16 protein-coding genes are annotated in these 18787 nt (G+C 59.7%); 3 read left to right on the forward strand and 13 right to left on the reverse strand.

What is annotated here, in order from left to right:
* Window positions 1-41: 41 nt before the first annotated feature.
* Genes KCX59_RS18835 through mpaB form a run of 4 tightly spaced genes read right to left on the reverse strand, consistent with a single transcriptional unit; the run spans window position 42 to window position 3713 of the window.
* Entirely contained in the window at window positions 42-185 is a 144-nt protein-coding gene (locus KCX59_RS18835; protein ID WP_179017664.1) for a daptide-type RiPP, read from the reverse strand.
* Between the two features lie 20 nt (window positions 186-205).
* Window positions 206-1408, reverse strand: a complete 1203-nt coding sequence (gene mpaC, locus KCX59_RS18840) for a daptide-type RiPP biosynthesis dehydogenase (RefSeq protein ID WP_179017665.1) — start codon at window positions 1406-1408, stop codon at window positions 206-208.
* A complete protein-coding gene (mpaD, locus tag KCX59_RS18845; protein ID WP_179017666.1) occupies window positions 1405-2691 on the reverse strand; it encodes a daptide-type RiPP biosynthesis aminotransferase in 1287 nt (428 codons plus the stop codon). Before mpaD ends, mpaC begins: the two co-directional genes overlap by 4 nt.
* Window positions 2691-3713 carry a daptide biosynthesis RiPP recognition protein gene (gene mpaB / locus KCX59_RS18850; protein WP_179017667.1) on the reverse strand — a complete coding sequence of 341 codons (1023 nt, stop codon included), beginning with the start codon at window positions 3711-3713 and terminating at the stop codon, window positions 2691-2693. The genes mpaD and mpaB overlap by 1 nt, the downstream gene beginning before the upstream one ends.
* 295 nt (window positions 3714-4008) lie before the next feature.
* Between mpaB and KCX59_RS18855 the strand changes: the two genes are divergently transcribed.
* Window positions 4009-4530 (forward strand): hypothetical protein, encoded by a 522-nt coding sequence (locus KCX59_RS18855; protein ID WP_434122530.1) that lies wholly within the window; start codon window positions 4009-4011, stop codon window positions 4528-4530.
* 505 nt (window positions 4531-5035) lie between these two features.
* On the opposite strand, the gene KCX59_RS18860 is transcribed toward KCX59_RS18855, so the two are convergent.
* From KCX59_RS18860 to KCX59_RS18900, 9 genes are all read right to left on the reverse strand, one after another.
* Window positions 5036-5446 (reverse strand): hypothetical protein, encoded by a 411-nt coding sequence (locus KCX59_RS18860; RefSeq protein ID WP_179017668.1) that lies wholly within the window; start codon window positions 5444-5446, stop codon window positions 5036-5038.
* Between the two features lie 110 nt (window positions 5447-5556).
* Complete coding sequence (locus KCX59_RS18865) at window positions 5557-6306, reverse strand: ThuA domain-containing protein (RefSeq protein WP_178994086.1); 750 nt, start codon at window positions 6304-6306, stop codon at window positions 5557-5559.
* A gap of 1 nt (window position 6307) precedes the next feature.
* Window positions 6308-7411, reverse strand: coding sequence for a Gfo/Idh/MocA family protein (locus KCX59_RS18870; RefSeq protein ID WP_178994084.1), 1104 nt, complete (start codon window positions 7409-7411; stop codon window positions 6308-6310).
* A gap of 37 nt (window positions 7412-7448) precedes the next feature.
* Window positions 7449-8351 carry a carbohydrate ABC transporter permease gene (locus tag KCX59_RS18875; RefSeq protein ID WP_179017669.1) on the reverse strand — a complete coding sequence of 301 codons (903 nt, stop codon included), beginning with the start codon at window positions 8349-8351 and terminating at the stop codon, window positions 7449-7451.
* Entirely contained in the window at window positions 8348-9307 is a 960-nt protein-coding gene (locus KCX59_RS18880) for a carbohydrate ABC transporter permease (protein WP_179017670.1), read from the reverse strand. The genes KCX59_RS18875 and KCX59_RS18880 overlap by 4 nt, the downstream gene beginning before the upstream one ends.
* A 2-nt stretch (window positions 9308-9309) precedes the next feature.
* Complete coding sequence (locus tag KCX59_RS18885; protein ID WP_179017671.1) at window positions 9310-10623, reverse strand: ABC transporter substrate-binding protein; 1314 nt, start codon at window positions 10621-10623, stop codon at window positions 9310-9312.
* Between the two features lie 200 nt (window positions 10624-10823).
* Window positions 10824-11819 carry a LacI family DNA-binding transcriptional regulator gene (locus KCX59_RS18890; protein ID WP_179017672.1) on the reverse strand — a complete coding sequence of 332 codons (996 nt, stop codon included), beginning with the start codon at window positions 11817-11819 and terminating at the stop codon, window positions 10824-10826.
* A gap of 215 nt (window positions 11820-12034) precedes the next feature.
* Entirely contained in the window at window positions 12035-15346 is a 3312-nt protein-coding gene (locus tag KCX59_RS18895; RefSeq protein WP_179017673.1) for a DEAD/DEAH box helicase, read from the reverse strand.
* Entirely contained in the window at window positions 15339-16124 is a 786-nt protein-coding gene (locus KCX59_RS18900) for a hypothetical protein (RefSeq protein WP_179017674.1), read from the reverse strand. Before KCX59_RS18900 ends, KCX59_RS18895 begins: the two co-directional genes overlap by 8 nt.
* Window positions 16125-16857: 733 nt before the next feature.
* On the opposite strand from KCX59_RS18900, the gene KCX59_RS18905 reads away from it, so the two are divergent.
* Entirely contained in the window at window positions 16858-17661 is an 804-nt protein-coding gene (locus tag KCX59_RS18905) for a hydroxypyruvate isomerase family protein (RefSeq protein WP_026543504.1), read from the forward strand.
* Between the two features lie 128 nt (window positions 17662-17789).
* Window positions 17790-18668, forward strand: a complete 879-nt coding sequence (locus KCX59_RS18910) for a 2-hydroxy-3-oxopropionate reductase (RefSeq protein WP_179017675.1) — start codon at window positions 17790-17792, stop codon at window positions 18666-18668.
* The last annotated feature ends 119 nt before the right edge of the window (window positions 18669-18787 follow it).

Consider the following 18787-nt stretch of genomic DNA (forward strand, 5'->3'; position numbering starts at 1 on the left):
ACCTCCCTTCCTTGCGAATTCCTTGATGCACGGGGGTTGGATCAGGTAATCGCGACGGCGATCCCTACCAAGGCCAGTCCTGCGGAGATTCCCTTGATTCGTTCGTCCCAGTCGTCCGGGACATCCATCGGCTCCAGTTCCTGGACGGTGAGGTCCAGGCTCTTAAGTGCTGTGCTGCTGATCATGTGTGTTCACCTCCTTTCCCTTACCGCTGTTCGTTCGCCCGTTGGGCTTGGCAAGATGTGTGCTGTCCGCTCGCTGCCGCATTGAGGACATGCTGAATCTGGAGGGCATCGATTCCCCGGAGCATGGGAAGCGCCCCGCCCCAGTTGCGGATGGTTGCGTCAGTGGTTTGCAGCAGCGTTTCCTCGCTGATGCGCTCGAGCCCGGTGATGCCCCAGTTCCACATCAGTTCCTTGATGCCCTGCACGGGGTCCGGATCCACAGAGGGCTCAGCAGCGGCCACCATGGACCAGAGCCGTTGAAGGCGTCCTGCGTCGCCCCAAGCGCTGGCGCCCTTGCCGATTTCTTCCCAGACGGGACCGATCGCCGAGGCCGTGGCGGTCATTTTCCTTGCGCCAGTGACGTATGCGAGCTCGCTGGCGAGGTACCAGTGCTTGGCTCCGTAGGGGTCGCGACCTATCAGCGCCCATCCAGTGTGTGTCTCCATGCTGAGGTGCCCTGCGGCCAGGCGCAGCATGGGCGAATCCTCGCGTGTCAGCCTCTGCCCTAACCGGACTATCCGCTGGATGAGAACGTAGCCGTCGTCGTCGAAGATGCTCTCTTTGCTGCCAATCATGGTTCCCGCCACCCTCAGGAGGGCTTCGAGCAGACCCTCAAAGACCAGGTGCTTGGGCAGGGTGGCGAGGTGTCCGGCGTCGAGCACTGCCACGTCACCTGCCAGATGCCGCGAGACAATCAGGCGGCGGCCGACGGCGGTGTCCAGGCAAGCTACAGCGCTGACTTCCGCGCCGGTCCCCACGGTGGACGGCATCAGAATGGTTTTCGGACGGTCTTTGGGGTTTGTGATGGGAGGCAGGACGAGCAGGCCGGAACGCTTGGCGTGACGTTCGGCGAAGATGGTCAGGCCGGGGTCTGCGGTGAAGAGTGCGGCGAGTTTCACGGCATCCAAAACTGAGCCTCCGCCGAGCCCTGCAACGGTCTGAAGACCGTTCTCGCGAATGAAGCTGCCCACCTCCCGCAAAGTTCCCACCGTGACGGGAGCCGCGTTCAGTTCAAGGACCGGCACGCCTTTGAGGTCGCCCGCCATCAGCGCATCCCGGTGCTCTGGCAGCTCTTGGTCCACCACCAAACCCGTTCTTCCGCGGGTGAGTCCGCCGACGAACTTGGGCGCCTCTCCGGCGTCGACGATGACACAACGGGTCCTCCAGAGGTGATCGGCGATCATTCGAAGACTCCGTCGCTTTGGGCCCCAGCAAGGCCTGCCTTTATTGCCGTTTGGAGTTCAGCGAAGTTCTCCTCGGTGTAAATAAGAGCTGGCAGGAGTTGGATTCGGCCCGGACCGGGCTGGACGATGGCACCCGCTTCGTGGATGCTCCTCACCACTGCCAAGACACCTTCGGAGGAGAGCGGCGTACCGTTCCTGCTGTGGAGTTTGACTCCCCTCATGCAGCCGCGACCTGTTGAGTCACCTACGCCGCGGGTGCCTTGAAGTTCTTCAATAAGCTTGTTGAGACCAGCGGCCACCTGTTTGCTCAGGGTGTTGTGATCAAGCCTTGTCATTTCGGCGATGGTGCCAAGGATGGCGGCGCATGTTGGCGGTGTGCCGGCCTGGGTCTCGCCGTGGACAAACACGGACTCGCTTGTGTCAAAGAGTTGGGTCACGCGCTGGGCTATCAGAAGGGCGGCGCATGCGCTGGTTCCGTTGGTCAGTCCTTTGGAGGTCACGATGACATCCGGCTGTTGTTGCCAATCGTCCGACGCAAACCAGCCGCCGACGCGTCCGAAACCCGTGGCAACCTCGTCTGCGACCAGGAGGAATCCGTGCTCTTGGCGGTGTTTTTGCAGGGCCGCCATGAATTCGCCCGGCACTGCCTCTGCGCCCGAACCCAAAACCGGTTCCACGATTACCGCTGCGATCCTGTGGCCTTCCCGCTGCATCAACTGAGCCAGCTCCTGGCCTTGATCTTGGAACGAGATGTGGCGAATATTGCGCCGGTCTACGCCATACACGGACTGTCCGAGTTCATCTCCACTGAGGGCTTGACTCCCATAAGTGAGCCCGTGATAGCTGCCCTTCAGCCCGATGATGAGCTTCCGTTCGGGTTGACCGTTAAGCACAAAGAACTGACGTGCCAACTTCATGACGGCGTCGTTCGCCGCTCCTCCCGAGGTGGAAAAGACCACGCGCTGGAAGTTGTGCGCGGGTAGTGAGAGAAGGGCTCGTGAAGCCTCGATGGCTTTGCTGTGAGCCGTCCGGAAGAGTGGAAGGTAGGAAGCCGAGCGGAGTTCTCCCGTGATCGCCGCTTCTATGTGTGGGTTTCCGTAGCCCAAGTTGGTGTTCCAGAGGCCGCTCTTGGCACAGATCCGTTGCTGCCCGTCTTCAAAGGAGACGTGGACGCCGTGGGCGCTGACTGCCGTGTGGCTCCTGTCCGGGAAGTCGTGCTGCGTGGTGAGGGGAACCCACAGCGGGCGCTGCATCCCCGGAGCCGTACTTACTGCGGACGTCATCAGCGCGCCCCAATGACGTCGATGCCCAGCTGCTCGAAATGTGTGAAGACCGCATGCACAGCGTCGCCGGCTACTGCTGGTGACACGTTGATGGCAGCTGCTACAACGCTGGCAGCCTTGGTGAGCTGCCCCATGTTGGATAGTGCTTCCACAATGACGGCGGCATCAGCTCCGATGGTGAAGAGCCTGCCCGTTGAGGTGTCCAGAAGCGTGTGCTGGTTTCCCTTTATGAGGATGAACGGAGCACCTGCAGATGGTGGACCATCGTTGAGGGCGGAGCCGTACAGGCTGACTCCGAAGCCGACCAAGCGCGTGCCGGCGCGTTCTTCACGCGGAATGAACTTCCATGCGTCCAGCGCCGCCAGATAGCGGGGAATCCATGGCGAGGCGGCAAGTAGGTCGCGAATGTGTATTGACGGTGAGGCCGAGGCGACAGCAGACTCCGGACGCAGGGCAACGGACCTCACGCGTAGGTCTGCCAGTCCGTCACCCACCTTGCCGATCATGGTTCCGTAAGGTCCGTTGAGGACGGTTCCATCCCAAGCGATGTGGAGCCTTGTAAGGAGGCGATCCTCTTTGTTTTGCCCTGTCAGCAACGCGCGCTCAGCCAACACGGCATTGGCTTCAGTGAGTTGTTGGATGAAGTGCCCCGAGGTCCAGGCTTCCCGGGCATCGTCAAAGAATGCTTGCCAGTCCTCTTCGGTAGTGATCCGGACAATGGTCACACCCACAAGGTTCACGAACGGAATGGCCACGTAATCCTGGATCTCCAGGCTCAGAGATCCGTCGACCAGGAGTTCCTCCCCGGCGGCGTCATACGATCCCGAAACCTTTACGGTGCCTTCAACATCCTTGTCGCCGTTGAGGACCAGGATGGTGGAGCCTTGGCTCGCCAGCGTCTTCGCGTAGTCGGTATGTTTGGGGTTCTCCACGAAGATCACGTGGCCCGGGATTCGCCCCGGGACGCCGGTGATCCACTGATCCATTGCGGCGGCGGTGCTCTGTTCCTGGCTCAGCTTCAATTCCCCAACCCCAATAGTTGTCCGTGTTTCCCGGGGAGCGGCCGGCGGTTGGCCGGGGCTCGTTCTGAGAAGGACACTATGGGCGCGCTGGGAGGCCCCAGGCTGGAAAGGAGGAACTAGGTGGTGGATGGAGCCGAAAATAGGTGTGATTTGGGTGCCCCTAGGTGGTGGCCAGGGGTTGTCTAGGTGGTGACTTCGCTCGATCAGATATGGAGCGCGAAGCCAGCCAGTACCATGCCATATGGAATCCTTTACCTGGGCGAAAGCCTCCACAAATCAACCGGATACAAACAAAGTGGCCGTTCTGCTTCCCGGTTCCGGATATCCAGTGGAAGGCCCGGTCCTTTTCTGGGTAGGCGAAATGTTGGGTTCGCTTGGATGGCATGTTCAGGCTGTCCGGTGGACTCTTGACGATTCGCCGGGTGCTGCGCATCACGAATTTGCGGCCAATGCTGCCGAGCAGGCTTTTGCTGCCTCGCCCGAAGCCGATCACCGACTGATTGTCGCCAAATCATTCAGCAGTTTGTGTATTCCTTGGGCCGAGGAAGCTGACATCCCTGGGATCTGGCTGACGCCCCTGCTCACAGATGACAGAGTCAGAAGTACTATCGGCACGTCGTCGAAGGACGACCTGTTTATCGGAGGTTCACTGGACAAGCTCTGGGACGGCGGACGTAAATCCGAGAGTGCAGGAATGTTCTTTGAGGTGCCGGGAGCCGACCACTCATTGCAGATTCCGAACGATTGGCGGGCCTCCCAACAGGCCCAAGCGGAAGTGTTCGAACGAATCGAGCAGTTTGTCACGGCTTCGGTCTAGCCCACCAAGGCGCACGCTACCCGGCATTTTTGCCGTGGTAGCGTCGTCCCATGAAAGTGACTATACGAATGCGTCGCACTATCATCGTCTTTCTGGCCGGATTCATCTCATTTGCAATATTCTGGCCAATTTATGGCGCCTTGTCAGCGCTTGGCAACGGCCTCGCGGTAGCGGCCGCGGCAATTGCAATTGATGTCGCTGCATCATCGCATCGCAGAGCTCGACGACCAGTTTAGGAACACGCGAAGGCCCCGCGGCCACAGCCGAGAGAGCGCCACACATTCAGACAGACCTGGGCGTTAGGCAAATCGACGACGGATTCGAGATCCTTAGTTTCTGCTTCCCTTACTATGCAAACAAATACATATCCTCGGTCAAAAGCGCCTTGCGGCTTAAAGGACAGTGCTTGGCGACCGCCTGGCTAAATCCGCAAATATTGTGGAACACATAAGCGAATTACCATTGCGTGACCGCCATCGCCCGCTCTACACGTGTGGGCACGGGTCTAACCAGCCAGTCGCCCCTGCGGACGTTGACGCAAGGACATCAAAGCGAGCGCGTCCAGTAACCCCCGGGCCACACCGAACAACCACGGAAACGGTAGGTCGAAGCCTAGCCAGAACACCGCCTCCACAGGTAGGAGAGCCAGCCCGAGAACAAGCCCGGACCGGCGTCCCCTCCATGCGAGCCAAGCAGCCCACGACGCCACCAACACCACAAGCAGGAATGCCATCAGCAGCGTCACGAAGACCCAGCCGTCCAGGCCGTCCCACGGTCCCGCGTACATCGGGAACAGGTCCATGAACATGGGCAGGTACCCGTTCTGGAGGAGGTAGATGCTGACCGGAATCGCAGGTATCCCGAACGCCGCAGCGTAGATCCAGGTCAGCACAGCCGCGATGCGCGCTTTCCGCATGGCATTCCTCGTTCCGGCCCGCCCCTAAGGGTTTCCATTCCGCCGCCCAGCGGCGGAACCCGCTAAGACCAGTGTGGAACAGAGAACCGGACGGCGGAACCCCGAACGGCCTACGCCTCCTCGAACCACCCCCGCGCAGGGTTGGAGACCTCGGGCGCCTCCCGGAAAACACCGGGCTGGGCAACCCAGCCCACCCCATTGGCGATGACCTTCTGGATCTGCGGCTGGTGGTACACGGGGTATTCCTGATCGCCCGGGCTGAAGTAGAAGATCCTGCCCTTGCCTCGGGAGAATGTCACGCCGGAGCGGAACACCTCGCCGCCTTCAAAGGAGCTGATAAAGATCAGGTCATCGGGTTCGGGGATGTCGAACAGTTCGCCGTACATTTCCTGCTGAGGGATCACGATCGGGCTCTCGATACCAGCCGCGATCGGGTGCGAGGGCTTGACCGTCCATACGAGCTCGCGTTCGCCCTCGTTGCGCCATTTCAGGGAGCACGTGGTCCCCAACAATCGAGTGAAGATCTTGGCGAAGTGCCCTGAGTGCAGCACCACCAAGCCCATGCCGCCAAGGACGTGGCGTTGCACGCGTTCCACCACCTCATCAGCGACTTCCCCATGCGCAATGTGCCCCCACCACAGCAGCACGTCGGTCTGCTCCAGCACCTCTTCAGAGAGTCCATGTTCGGGATCGGCGAGTGTCGCCGTCGAGATTTCGGAGTCCGGGTAGAAGCCGCGCAGTCCGGCGGCGATGGCGCCGTGGATTCCTTCCGGGTACATCTCGCCAATGGTTGCAGGCTCGTTGCGGGCCTCGTGCACGGCCTCGTTCCAGACGACAACCTTCAATTTCGCATCAGACATTTCAGAGCACCACTTCACGTTGTTCGAGGGCGGATTTGTAGCAAGCATCGAGCACCAGGGCACGGCTCAGGGCGAGTGAGCCGTCATGGCTTCCCCATACAGTTTCGCCACCGCGCACGGCAGCGATGAAATCGTCGACGACGGCCTGGTGGGCTCGCCCGGGTTCGGCCACAACTTCGAAGTCGGCGTTCTCGCCGTCCTTCTCCGTGAAGACGTGCACGTCCGCTACCGGGTTCTCGGAGGCGCCAACCGAGCGCAAGTCCGCACCGCCGTCGGTCCCGTAAACCGTGAAGTCCATCAGGTCCCGCTCGTCGCGGTACGTGGCCCATCCCGCTTCCAGGATCAAGGTACCGCCGCCTTCCAGCCGGATGAACGCGGACGCGAAGTCCTCCACTTCAAACTTATGGCTGGAGTTCGAGGCCGTGTAGCGGGCGTTTCCTCCGAGGCCGCGCGGGCCGAGTTCGGAATGGGTCGACGCAGAGACGGCCAGTACCTTGGGCTCGCCGAGGAGGTGCAGTGAGTAGTCCAGGACGTGCACGCCGATGTCAGCAAGCGGTCCGCCACCGGCGAGTTCGGGGTTAGTGAACCAGCTTCCCAGCATCGGAATGCCTTGTCGCCGAAGCCAGGATGCCTTGGCGTAGTACGGGCGACCCAGCGTGCCGGCGTCGATCACTTCCTTGAGCGCCTGGATGTCGCCGCGGCGGCGGTGGTTGAACGCAACGTCCAGCACGCGGCCGGCCTTGCGGGCGGCGTCCACCATCTGTTGACCCTCGACGGCGTTGCGCGCCAACGGCTTTTCGCTCAGCACATGCAGTCCCCGCTCGAGCGACGCAATCGCGATCGGTGCGTGAAGGAAAGTCGGCACAGCGACGCTGACGGCGTCGAGCCCTTCGAGCTCGATCATGTCCTCCCACCGGGCGAAGGCGTGGGGGATGCTGTATTCCTCCTTCAGCTGGGCAAGAAGGTCTTGCTCCATACCGGCGACGGCGACAATCTCGACGCCGTCGATATTGCTGTACGCCTTGAGGTGCTGCTGGCCGGCCCAACCGATGCCCACAACTCCCACCTTGAGGGTTGTGGACGGGGCCTGCTGCTGAATACTCACGTTGTTCCTGTTCTTTCTGTGGTTACTAGGTTTGGGGTTAGCCCTTGACCGCGCCGGCCGTCATGCCGGACACGATGCGCTTCTGGCAGAGGAGCACCAAGATAACGAGCGGGATGGTGATGATCACCGACGCTGCGCTGATGGTGCCGAGGGGTTGGTCGAACTCGCTGGTTCCGCTGAAGAACGCAATGGCCACCGGGACGGGACGTGATTCCGGCGATGTGGTCAGAGTGACGGCCAGGAGGAATTCGTTCCAGACCGAGATGAACACCAGGATCGCCGTCGTCGCCAGGCCGGGGATGGCCAAGGGCAGGATGACTTTCCGGAAGGCGACAAACGGTGTGGCGCCATCCATATACGCGGATTCCTCCAGCTCACGCGGGATCTCCTTGAAGAACGACGTCAGCGTGTAGATCGCCAGCGGCAACGCGAAGGTCAGCTTCGGGATGATGAGGCCGAGCAATGTGTCGTACAGGCCGATTTCACGCCAGATGGAGAACATCGGGGCCGCGATGGCGATGGCCGGGAACGTGGTGACCGAGAGGATCAGCGTCAGGATCATCGCCTTGCGGCGCATCTTCAGCCTGGCCAACGCATAGGCGGCGAAGGACGCGAATACCAGCGCCACTGTTGTAGTCACGACGGCGATAATCACCGAGTTGCGCAAGGCCAGGAGGAACTCGGGGTTCTGGAAGACCACCAGATAGTTCTCGAGGGTCGGCTGGCTCGGGAAGAGCTCGCCTTGGGACAGGCTCGCACCCTTCTTAAGGGAGGTGTTGACCAGCCAGTAGAACGGGATGAGCGAGAAGCCCATCACGGCAATGACGAACACCCAAACCATCGGATGCAGCTTCGCTTCCCCACGCAACCGACGACGCTTCGGCGCCTTGGGGCGCGAGGTGAGTTCCGCCGTCGGGCGTTCTGCAGTCAGCGTGCTCATTGTTCCTCCTTCGCGACGTCGCGGATGTTGCCGCCGGCGAAGCGGACGTAGATGACCGAGACCACCATGACGGTGAGGAAGGTCAGGATGGACAGCGCCGAGCCTTCGCCCACGAGCCGGTTTTCGCGCAGTTGGGTGTAGGCGAGCATGGACATGGATTCGGTGCCGTTGGCGCCGCGGGTGAGGACGAACGGGAGGTCGAACACGCGGAGGGCATCCATGGTGCGGAAAATCGCGGCGAGGACGATCGCCGGACGCAGGAGCGGCAGGGTGATGTTCACGAAGGTCTGCCATTTGCTGGCGCCGTCGAGCTCCGCGGCCTCGTACGTTTCGGCGGAGATGACCTGCAGGCCGGCCAGGATGATGAGCGCCGCGAACGGGGTGGTCTTCCAGACGTCGGCCATGACGATCACGGCCATCGCATAGCCGTGCTCACCGAGCCAGACCACGTCGCCGCCGGGCAGGCCCAGTGCGGAGAGGACGTTGGTGACCAGGCCCATATTGGGCTGGAACATCGTCTGCCAGGTGATGGCGCTGACCACGGTGATGATCGCGTACGGCAACAGAACCACGGTGCGCAGGACGGCCCGGCCCTTGAACGCGAGGTTCAGCAGGAGCGCCATGGCCGTGCCGAGGATGAGTTCCAGGCTGACAGAGAGACCAGCGAAGAGGAACGTCTGGCCGAACGCAGCCCACCACTCCTGGCTTGCGAGGGCGTTGATGTAGTTTTCCAGGCCGACGAATCGGGACAGACCTGCGGTGCGGACGCTGTACTGGTTCAGCGAGAGCCAGATCGCGTAGCCGATAGGGACCGCCGCAACCAGCGCCATGATGACCAGCGACGGTGCGGTCATGCGGAACGCGAGCTTGCGTTCCGCGCGGTCGCGGCCGCTTGCGCGGGCCGGCGCGCCGCGGTTCGGCGCGCCGCGGCCCGGTAGGAGTGTCTTGATGGCCATGATCAGAAGCTCGCCTTGGCGGCAGTGATTTCCTCGGCCATCTTCTGCACGGCTTCCTCGGTGGTGGCGGTGCCGGAGAGGACGGCGTAGACGTTCTTATAGATTGCCTGCGAGATCCGCGGGTACACCGGGGAGATCGGGCGCGGCTTGGCACCCTTCACGGAGGCGAGGAGTTCCGTGGCGAACGGCATCTTCTGGAGAACCGCCGGGTCAGAGTAGGCAGCTTCATTCACGGGTGCCTGGGAGTAGTCCATGGCCACGTGCTTCTGCCAGTCCGGGGTGGTGGCGAAGTCGATGAATGCGACAGCTCCAGCCTGGTTGGTGGAGTGGGCCGAGATCGCCAGGTTCCAGCCGCCCAGCACGCCGGAGGCCTTGCCGCCTTCCCATGCCGGCAGCGGTGCGACGCCGAAGCTGGACGCCAGCGGTGTCGCGTTGAGCAGGCGGTACACGTGCGGCCAGTTGCGCTGGTATCCGAAGTCGCCGGACTCGTAGGCGAGGCGGGCCGGGTCTTCGTTGTAGGTGAGGACGGCGCGGTCGGCTGAGCCGTTCTTGAGGCCGTCGCTCATGAAGTTGAGGACGTCGCGGGTTTCCTTGGAGTCGATTTTGACGTCGCCCTGGTCGTTGAGGACTTCGCCGCCTGCGCTGTAGAGCATTTCGAGGAAGTTCACCGTGAGGCCCTCGTACTGCTTGCCCTGGTAGACGTATCCGTTGCCGGGAGCCTTGGCGGCTTCTGCGTAGAGCTGCTGCCAGGACTCGGGCTTGGCCACCTTGTCCTTTTGGTAGTAGATCAAGCCGGCGTTGGTGAAGAACGGCGAAGCCCAGTACTTGTCCTCATACTTGGTGGTTTCCACAGTGGAGGGAATGAGCCGGTCCTTGTTGGCTTCCACCAGCTTGGTCTGGTCCAGCAGCCAGCCCTGGGAGGCGAACTCGGAGGTCCAGATGACGTCCGTGAGGAAGAGGTCGCACTCGGTGGACTTGCCCTCAAGCCGCTGCACGATCTGCGTGCGGGCTTCGTCCGTGGTGGCGCCGATCTCCGTGTACTTGGCCGTGACCTTGCCGTTCGCCTTCGTGAACGCCTCTGCCGTGCCCTTGTAGATACCGCTCGCGTCCTTGACGCCGCAGATGTTGACGGCACCGCTGGCATCAGCGCCCGACGCCGGGTCGGCAGCTGCCGCTTGCTCGGCACTTTGGGGCGCCGCTCCCCCGCCGCACGCGCTGAGGAGGAGGGCTGCGGCTATGGCGGTAGCCGCTCCGAGGGCTTTTCGGTTTCGGGGGGCTTTGTTCTGGAGCGGGAGAGCAGGTCGGTTCAAGTCCACAAGTGGCTCCTTTGGTGGCTGTGGGCGGTGGGGTTCAGCGCGCGTTTTGGCTGTCCCGCGTGCTGTGGGTGGCTTCTTTGCCGATGGTTCTTTCTGATCCGTGGAATCGATTCCAAAAGTGTTCAAAAGAATCGGCCTTGCGGCCGTGGAATCGATTCCAAAGTAGTGTGACAGGGACCATTGAGGGCTGTCAACCCTCTTTATTTCGTGGAGTCTCGGATGACGAGCTCGTGAGGGAGGAAGGTTCTTCCCTTGCGATGTGGACCCTCGACGGTCATTCGTTCGAGGAGTTCAGCGAAGGCTACGCGGCCCATCTCGTAGGCGGGCTGCCGAACAGTGGTCAGTTCCGGGACGCACATTTCTGCTTGGGCAGAGTCATCGAAACCTGCGACTGCAATGTCATGCGGAACTCGTAGTCCGGCGTCGGTGAGTTCACGGACGCAGCCTGCCGCGACAACGTCGGTTCCGCAGAAGATCGCATCCGGAAGGTCCTTTGTTTCCAGGAGCTTCTTCGTGAGGCTGCGCCCGGCATGGAACCCGAAGTTGCCCTCCCCGAGCAGGATCTGGTCCTGCTCCAAGCCCACTTCCGTGAGAGCTTGGCGGAATCCTTCCTCGCGCAACCGGCCCGAGCGGGCTCCCCTATGGGCGAGCATGGCCAGCTTCTTGGCGCCCGTGTCGATCAAGTGCTTGGTGATGTCGTAGGCGGCCTGGCGGTCATCAATGGACACCCCGAATGCCGCTTCGGCGTCGACGATTTCACAGACCTGGACCACGCTCATTTGCTCAGCGACCGTATTGACGTCGTCGTCCGGCATCGTCGGCGAGAAGATCACCAAACCGTCCACGGAGCCGTTGCGCAGCATGTCCACGAGCTGCTGTTCGCGGTCCAGGTCTCCGTCCGTCGCTGCTATGAGGCTGACGTAACCCGAGTCCGCCGCAGCGTCGCCGACACCTCGGAAGACTTCACTGATCACGAGGGAGTCCAGGTTTTTGGCGAGGGCCAGGACTCGCATTGTGCGGTCTCTTCGGAGATCCCTTGCCGAGGCGAGAGGACGATAGCTGAGCTGACGGATGGCAGCATTGACCTTCTCCTTGGCCGCCTCACTTACTGACGAACTCCCGTTCAAGACCCGCGACACCGTCCCCACGGACACGCCCGCCGTTTTGGCGACGTCCTGAACTGTCGGCCGAGCCATTCGTTGTCCTTCCGCGAGCAGTGTCGATGGTCCCTGCCGCCATGCCGCTGCGGTGCCCACGACGCTCCTCAGCATAGCTGGAGACAGGGAAAGGGCATCGAATCTCTTGCATCTTTGGTGAATAATGAGCCACCCGCCGAAGCCTCAGGAGACACGTGCAACCGAACAGGCACAATTAGGTCAAAAGACAAAATCGACGAGACAGGCCCGAGCTGCTAAAGCAAATCGGTGGCGTGTTCGATGTTAGTACGGAACCTCGCTACGGTCTGTTGGAAAGATTCACCAGGATTGGCCGCAAAACCCTCAAGACTGAGAGCGTACGCGTGGCAGCGCGGCCGAGAAATAGTCCTATCCGCCGCAATCCATAAGGCAAACTGAACCGGGTCGTCAAAACCATGCTTTACACATTGCCCCAGATGCTCCCAAACCATCGGGAGGCTGAACTCCCCATCTTCGCTTTCAGCGGTTGAACCTTCCATTGCCATGATCTTTCCCGGGAACCCAAAAATGAAGGACACGTCGCGCACGAAACGCATAACGAACGCGCGAGCGCGTTTGCACCTCACATCTGGCTTCTTTCCCAACGAATCAGCAAGTCGAGCCTCTATTGCTTGTAGAGTACTGCCGCCCATCCACAGTCGGAGACACGCCCAGCGAGTCGCCGCGTTCAGAGCCGCCTCGTCTGCTGAACCGGAGACGTCGTCGGGCTGAACCGAGAGTTCATCAGCAAGTCTTCCTCGGGACATGGACTCAAGAAGCTCAGGGCGCTTCGACAGCACAGCAATTAACCACTCCGCTGCCTCTGAGACGGTTACTGCATCGGAAGGAGAGTTGGTATCAAGTTCTTGTTTGATAATTTGCAAAGACTCGAGAGGAACGCCTGCCCCAGCCGCGAGCATCTGTAAATAATTTGAAACATCATTTGTCTCTCTGGCAACGGCCCGTTTAACAGCAGCCACGCGCTGGTCAATCCATTCACGGTCCCCCCTGCTTCGGGCTCGGTACGACGACAGCGTCCGTCTCACTATCGTCTCGACCCTGTCAACAGTTTCCTCTGCACCGAGGGTTGGGGCCAAACGCCTTAGCACATAATCGGCATCGGGGTTCATGTCCATTGTCAGGACTCGGTCCAGAACGTCTTCAAGTGGATCTTGAATGGTGAGGCACTGGTCGTTCATCGAAAATACGCTCTGGACCCTGTGCCATGAGTTCGAGCTAGGAAGGTCCACAGAAGTTGCTGAGACTATTTGTCCTGGAATCAGCAGGACCATGCCATATGAATTCTCACCAGCCCGCCCAGCGCGGCCTGCCGCATTCAAAAGCTCATGCGCAGCCACATTCTGGCGCATCTCATTGGTATCGTCGTAACGAGTGTCGCCGGCGATAATCACAAGCGAGGCCGGTAGATTCATTCCTTGCGCAAGGGTGGACGTTGCAGCCAATACGTTTATTCCGTCGGATCGTGAGAACAGTGACTCATGCAGTAAACGCTCTGCTGGCAGTAGGAGGCTGTGGTGCGGCAGGCTCGTAGAGATAACACTCAAGTGCGATGCGTCCACATCTGCGTACAAAGCCTCAACGGCCCCAAGCTCTTCGAGGGCGGACCTAAATAGTCCCACCTCTTTGGAGTTCATAAGGACAGTGCGGGACGGTAGAATCTCGACGATCGAGGTTGAGATACTTGAAACAAAAACAACATTCTCGCCAAAAACAAGAGTTTTCACACCGGAACTGCTTGCAGCGCCAGCGATGGCAGCGGCTACTTTATTAGCGTTCGGAGTCAAATACCAACTGTTGGCATTTCGCGTGTTGTGTGCGGCGGCCAACTGAATATCCCCATCAAGTAGTGGAATAAGGGCGTAGTCGTCAAATTCATTCGACTCCCAAAGCGCATGCAAGCCAAAAACGGCCATTGGCCGCACCAAGAGCTGTTCCTTGACATCTTTCGGAGGAGCCTTCTGAGTCCGGTGCATACGTTCGAACGCTAGATATTCACGCAGTTCCTGAATTTCAGTTGAGTCGTAGACTACACAACCACGCACTTGGCGTGTTGGCTTCCAACCACCGGTGAGAGGCACGGTTGGGCGGCCGGTCAGTTCCTGCAGCCACGCGGACAATTCTTCGCTATTATCGATCATGGCCGACAATAATAAGAGGTCTGCGTTGGGTACTAGGCTGCTAAAAAGAAGGATTGCCAGCATTGCATCTATGGCTCTGGTGTTTCGCCCGCCCTGTTTTGGATGGATCAGATGGCATTCATCAAATACCAGCAAACCGACGTCACTAAAGGCTTCCTCCGTAAACGCTAGATGCGCGAGGAATTTCTCAGGCGTCATGACGGTAATACTTTGAAGCGGCTCCTCCTGTCCGAGGAGGTCGAACATGTCATCGCTTTCCAACGCAACGTCCGGGAAAGAGCGCGTCAAGGCGTCATGTGTTTGATCGACCAACGCCAGAGTCGGCGCGAGGAATACGACTTTTTTGCCCGCGGCGAGAGTCGTCGCGATCTTGAGTTCAGAGAGTGTAGATTTTCCTGCTCCGGTGGGGAAACTAACGACCGAAGACGTTCCTTGTTGGAGCAACCCTTGCTCAATGGCTTGGCGATGGTTCGGCCATAGATATGGCCGGCGACCAGCCAAACGCTCCACAACGTATCCCCAGGCTTCATCGGACACGCTCTCAGGCTTATCCATAGCTACCAGTGATGATTCGAGTAGAAATCGGATAGCCGGTTTGAGCAGAGTAGCCAGGTGCAGCGGACCAGCGTAAACGCTCATCACCTTCTTATCTAGATCAAGAGGTGAGGTCCATGTTTCGACACAAAGGGCCCTTATGCCGTCAAGCTCCTCGTCAAAGTTAGACGGCGACACTGATGAACGCTGAGTCGTCTGCTCTAAAATCATGCAGGAAGCACACCGCTGAAGCAAAATAAGGATCCGGCGATAGAGTTCGCGCACCGCAAGTTCGTCTTCCGAAAACTCCGACGTAGATCTTTGACCGATGTCTGCATCGGGCACGCGTTGACCAACGACTGCCTGCAACCTGCCCGTTGCGATGTTGGAGATTGTGAGAAATAAGCTGCGTTCAACCCCAACCTCCACCGGGATATTGAACTGGCGTGTCATTTCTACGGCATCTGCTGGTGACTCGGCCGCGAGATATAGAAGCACGCCGGCCAGATCTGAGGATATTGAGTGCACCCCCACAAAGCTGCGTGGTGCCGCATTATGATTTCTCAGGCTACTCGTTGCCACAAGGTGCGCTGTAGCGCCGACGAACGCAGCTGCTTTCACGTTGGGACGGTCCAAGCTGGCAGCGACGAGGGCTTCCATTGATGAACCAAGACGACGAAGCCTGCTGACGGCCTCCAATACATCATTGGACTGCGCATCATCTGCCCGCGTTTTCAGCCTCTCGGCAAAAATCGCTGCATAGGTGCGAGATATCAAGCTGCCAATCTCATTATTTGGCAGATCCGCCAAGGCTGGAGCTGCCTGAAAAAGGGTTGACGTTGCGGCATCAAACATTTTGAGACCGCATCGTCTCAAGTTTTGCTACGCAATCCGCAGCAAGTTCCTTCATCCATTGCCTCATATCTTGACAATAAAAAACTTCTCCACGACGACGATCATCCGATCCGGTTACGACCTGATCATAACCATCAAATAATCGAGCATATCCATCAGTTCTATTGTGCGAACCGCCTATTGTTATGCTCACGCGATATTTCAAAATTCTTTCCCAGATCACCTTGTTCACGACATCTTCTGCATCAAGACCCTCGGCGGTCTGCAAGAGTGCTGACACCCCGTCAGTAAGCACATCATCTCGTTCGCCGTCCTCAAAGGACTTGAGTTCCGGCCACACATCATCTCGAATTGTGTTCCGCGGATTTGTAGTTGCTTTATCCTCGAAGACTACTGCTGCCATGATCTCGGTCGTGGCGGAGTTGAGTTCCAGCAACAGCCCGTCAAGGCCCTTGTCAGCACGAATGATATGAGGCGCTGTTACGAACGTTCCTGGGTTGGTGATATTTGCCGCCAACCATGAGATCACTTGAAACATCCAGCCATCGCGGTGAAACGGATCATTACCTGATGTTAGATCAAACTTTTTGATGGCCGAGGCGAAAGCCCTTTGATTTATCTGAAGCTGCGCATCTCCCGCCAGAATCTTATAGGCGTGCCGAGCTCGTCCCAGCGCGGCCAAAGCAAGATAATATACCAGACTATCGCGATCTATGACTTCCCAAGAGTTTCCATGACACAGGCCGCCTTGCGACACCGGAGTCAGCTGCAAGACCACGACTAGTCACCTTTCAATGGAAACGCAGAAACATCTCTGGATATTGAGAAAGACCCAATGCATAAATCGCTCTAAGTCTAATCCAAATATTTTCCGGCCAGCACTGTCGCGCGAGTCCGCGCTCCCACGCCGCCTCATCGAAACGAGATCAACCACTTTTGCCTGAGTCTTGAGTTCACTGCTGGGATCGGGAAGGCAACCAACCGAAGTGGCTAGTTGTGAACGCAAAGCCAGTTGACAGTGCGGATCGCCAGAATTGGAGCACCAGGAAGCCTCATCGGCCCAATGCTCCTCGGAAGGTCCCCTGGCGTGGCGCCGGCAGAAATTGCGGGATGTCGGAGACCTCAGGATCCAAGTAGAAGGATGATTCAAGCGAAAGAGCTCGTCTGTGGCATCAGAAGGCTAGGACGGTTGCGCGGGCACTCGCCCGATGTTTGAGACTCAACACGAGGGTGAATAAACAGCTTGTTCCACTCGTTTTATTCCTGGAGAACCGGGGGACTGATCACTTGTTGCCTTAGGCTACCAACTGCAACCTCTTCACAGGACTCCCCAGCCGAGCACTCATCACTTTGGTATCCCCCGCCACCCCCTTGACTCCCACCCCCACCTTCCCTAAACTTTTCATAAAGCAGAATCTAAATTCCACAAAGCGGAAACTGAAGCCAATCACCAAGGCAGCAGCCAAGCAACCGGAAGATAGATCCAAAGCCCCTCCTCGGAAGGACCTACGATGACGTACACAGTGAACTGCTCCATCCTCCTGACGGAGCTGCCCTTGCTCGAGCGCCCCGCCGCCGCGAAGGCAGCCGGTTTTGACGCCGTCGAGTTCTGGTGGCCCTTCGCCACTTCGGTTCCCACCGACAAAGAGACAACAGAGTTTGAAACAGCCATCAAGGACGCCGGCGTTCAGCTCACGGGCCTGAACTTCAACGCAGGCAACATGCCCGGCGGCGATCGCGGCCTGGTTTCCTGGAAGGGACGTTGCTCCGAGTTCAAGGACAACATCGACGTCGTAGCCGGCATCGGTGAGCGCCTCGGCTGCAAGGCCTTCAACGCCCTCTACGGCAACCGCCAGGACGAGTTCACCCCTGAAGAGCAGGACGAACTCGCGGCAAAGAACCTCGCCGCAGCTGCAGAAGGCGTTGCCCGCATTGGCGGCACCGTCCTCCTCGAACCGGTCAGCGGCGCACCCAAGTACCCGCTCCTCACCGCCGAAGACGCACTCAAGGTCATCGCCCGCGTCAAGGCAGAATCCGGTGCACAGAACATCAAGCTCCTCGCCGACTTCTACCACTTGGCAGTCAACGGCGACGACGTCGAATCCGTCATCGAGAACCATGCCAAGGACTTCGGCCACATCCAGATCGCCGACAACCCCGGCCGCGGCGCTCCCGGAACCGGCACCCTCCCCCTCGGCGAATGGATCGCCCGCAGCCGCGAACTCGGTTACGACGGCTACATCGGCCTCGAGTACAAGGAACCGCAGGAAACGGCCTTCAGCTGGGCAATCCGCCAGCGCGCCAACGCCAACTAGGCATCGCAGCCCCATCTAGGTAACAGCAAACGCTCCACTGAGCACTCATTAGGACGCTTGCTGTCACCTAGTTGGGTAAGCACACCCGGGTTAAAACACGCACAGACTTCCCCAGAAAGAGAACCACAATGAGCAACGTTGCAGTCATCGGACTCGGAATCATGGGCCTTCCCATGGCCATCAACCTCGTCAAGGCCGGCCACACGGTCATCGGTTTCAACCGCAGCCAGGACAAGATCGACAAGCTTGTCTCCGAGGGCGGCCAGGGTGCCACGAGCATCGCGGACGCAGTCAAGGACGCCGACGTCGTCATCACCATGGTCCCGGACTCCCCCGATGTTGAGGGTGTTGTCAGCGGCAAGGACGGCGTCTTCGCCAACGCGAGGAAGGGCACCATCTGGATCGACGCATCCAGCATCCGCCCGGACGTCGCCAAGCGCCTCTCCGAAGACGCAGTAGCAGCCGGCATCCGCCCGCTCGACGCTCCCGTATCCGGTGGTGAGCAGGGCGCCATCGACGCCGTCCTGTCCATCATGGTCGGCGGCGAAGCAGCTGACTTCGAGGCAGCACAGGATGTCCTCAACGCAGTGGGCAAGACCATCGTCCACGTCGGCCCGTCCGGCTCCGGCCAGACCGTCAAGGCAGCCAACCAGCTGATCGTGGCCGTCAACATCCAGGTCCTCGGCGAGGCCATCGCCTTCCTTGAGGCCTACGGCGTAGACACCGACGCAGCACTGAAGGTCCTCGGCGGCGGCTTGGCCGGCTCCAAGGTCCTCGACCAGAAGGGTCAGAAGATGCTCGACCGCAACTTCGACCCCGGCTTCCGCCTGGCCCTCCACCACAAGGACCTGGGCATCGTCACCTCCGCAGCCCGCGAAGCCAACGTCGCCGTCCCGCTCGGCGCAGTCGTCGCCCAGCTCGTCGCCGCAACCGTCAACCAAGGCGACGGCGGCCTCGACCACTCGGGCCTCTTCAAGCAGGTCCTCCAGCTCAGCGGCCGTAAGTAAGCCCAAAAGGGCACCAAGCAACAAACAGCAGGGAACCCGCCGTCGTACTTAAACGACGGCGGCTCCCTCACCACACCCAAAAACACCACAGACTTCGCCCGAAAGGGCAAAAAACAAGG

This window comes from Paenarthrobacter nitroguajacolicus (assembly GCF_051027655.1).
Taxonomy (GTDB): Bacteria; Actinomycetota; Actinomycetes; order Actinomycetales; family Micrococcaceae; genus Arthrobacter; species Arthrobacter nitroguajacolicus.

Excerpts from the sequence above, each read along its gene's own strand:
- KCX59_RS18905 (WP_026543504.1), top strand. The coding sequence starts at position 16,858 with ATGACGTACACAGTGAACTGCTCCATCCTCCTGACGGAGCTGCCCTTG.
- KCX59_RS18910 (WP_179017675.1), top strand. The coding sequence starts at position 17,790 with ATGAGCAACGTTGCAGTCATCGGACTCGGAATCATGGGCCTTCCCATG.
- KCX59_RS18835 (WP_179017664.1), bottom strand. The coding sequence starts at position 185 with ATGATCAGCAGCACAGCACTTAAGAGCCTGGACCTCACCGTCCAGGAA.
- KCX59_RS18895 (WP_179017673.1), bottom strand. The coding sequence starts at position 15,346 with ATGTTTGATGCCGCAACGTCAACCCTTTTTCAGGCAGCTCCAGCCTTG.
- mpaD (WP_179017666.1), bottom strand. The coding sequence starts at position 2,691 with ATGACGTCCGCAGTAAGTACGGCTCCGGGGATGCAGCGCCCGCTGTGG.
- KCX59_RS18860 (WP_179017668.1), bottom strand. The coding sequence starts at position 5,446 with ATGCGGAAAGCGCGCATCGCGGCTGTGCTGACCTGGATCTACGCTGCG.
- mpaC (WP_179017665.1), bottom strand. The coding sequence starts at position 1,408 with ATGATCGCCGATCACCTCTGGAGGACCCGTTGTGTCATCGTCGACGCC.
- KCX59_RS18890 (WP_179017672.1), bottom strand. The coding sequence starts at position 11,819 with ATGGCTCGGCCGACAGTTCAGGACGTCGCCAAAACGGCGGGCGTGTCC.
- KCX59_RS18875 (WP_179017669.1), bottom strand. The coding sequence starts at position 8,351 with ATGAGCACGCTGACTGCAGAACGCCCGACGGCGGAACTCACCTCGCGC.
- KCX59_RS18865 (WP_178994086.1), bottom strand. The coding sequence starts at position 6,306 with ATGTCTGATGCGAAATTGAAGGTTGTCGTCTGGAACGAGGCCGTGCAC.
- KCX59_RS18880 (WP_179017670.1), bottom strand. The coding sequence starts at position 9,307 with ATGGCCATCAAGACACTCCTACCGGGCCGCGGCGCGCCGAACCGCGGC.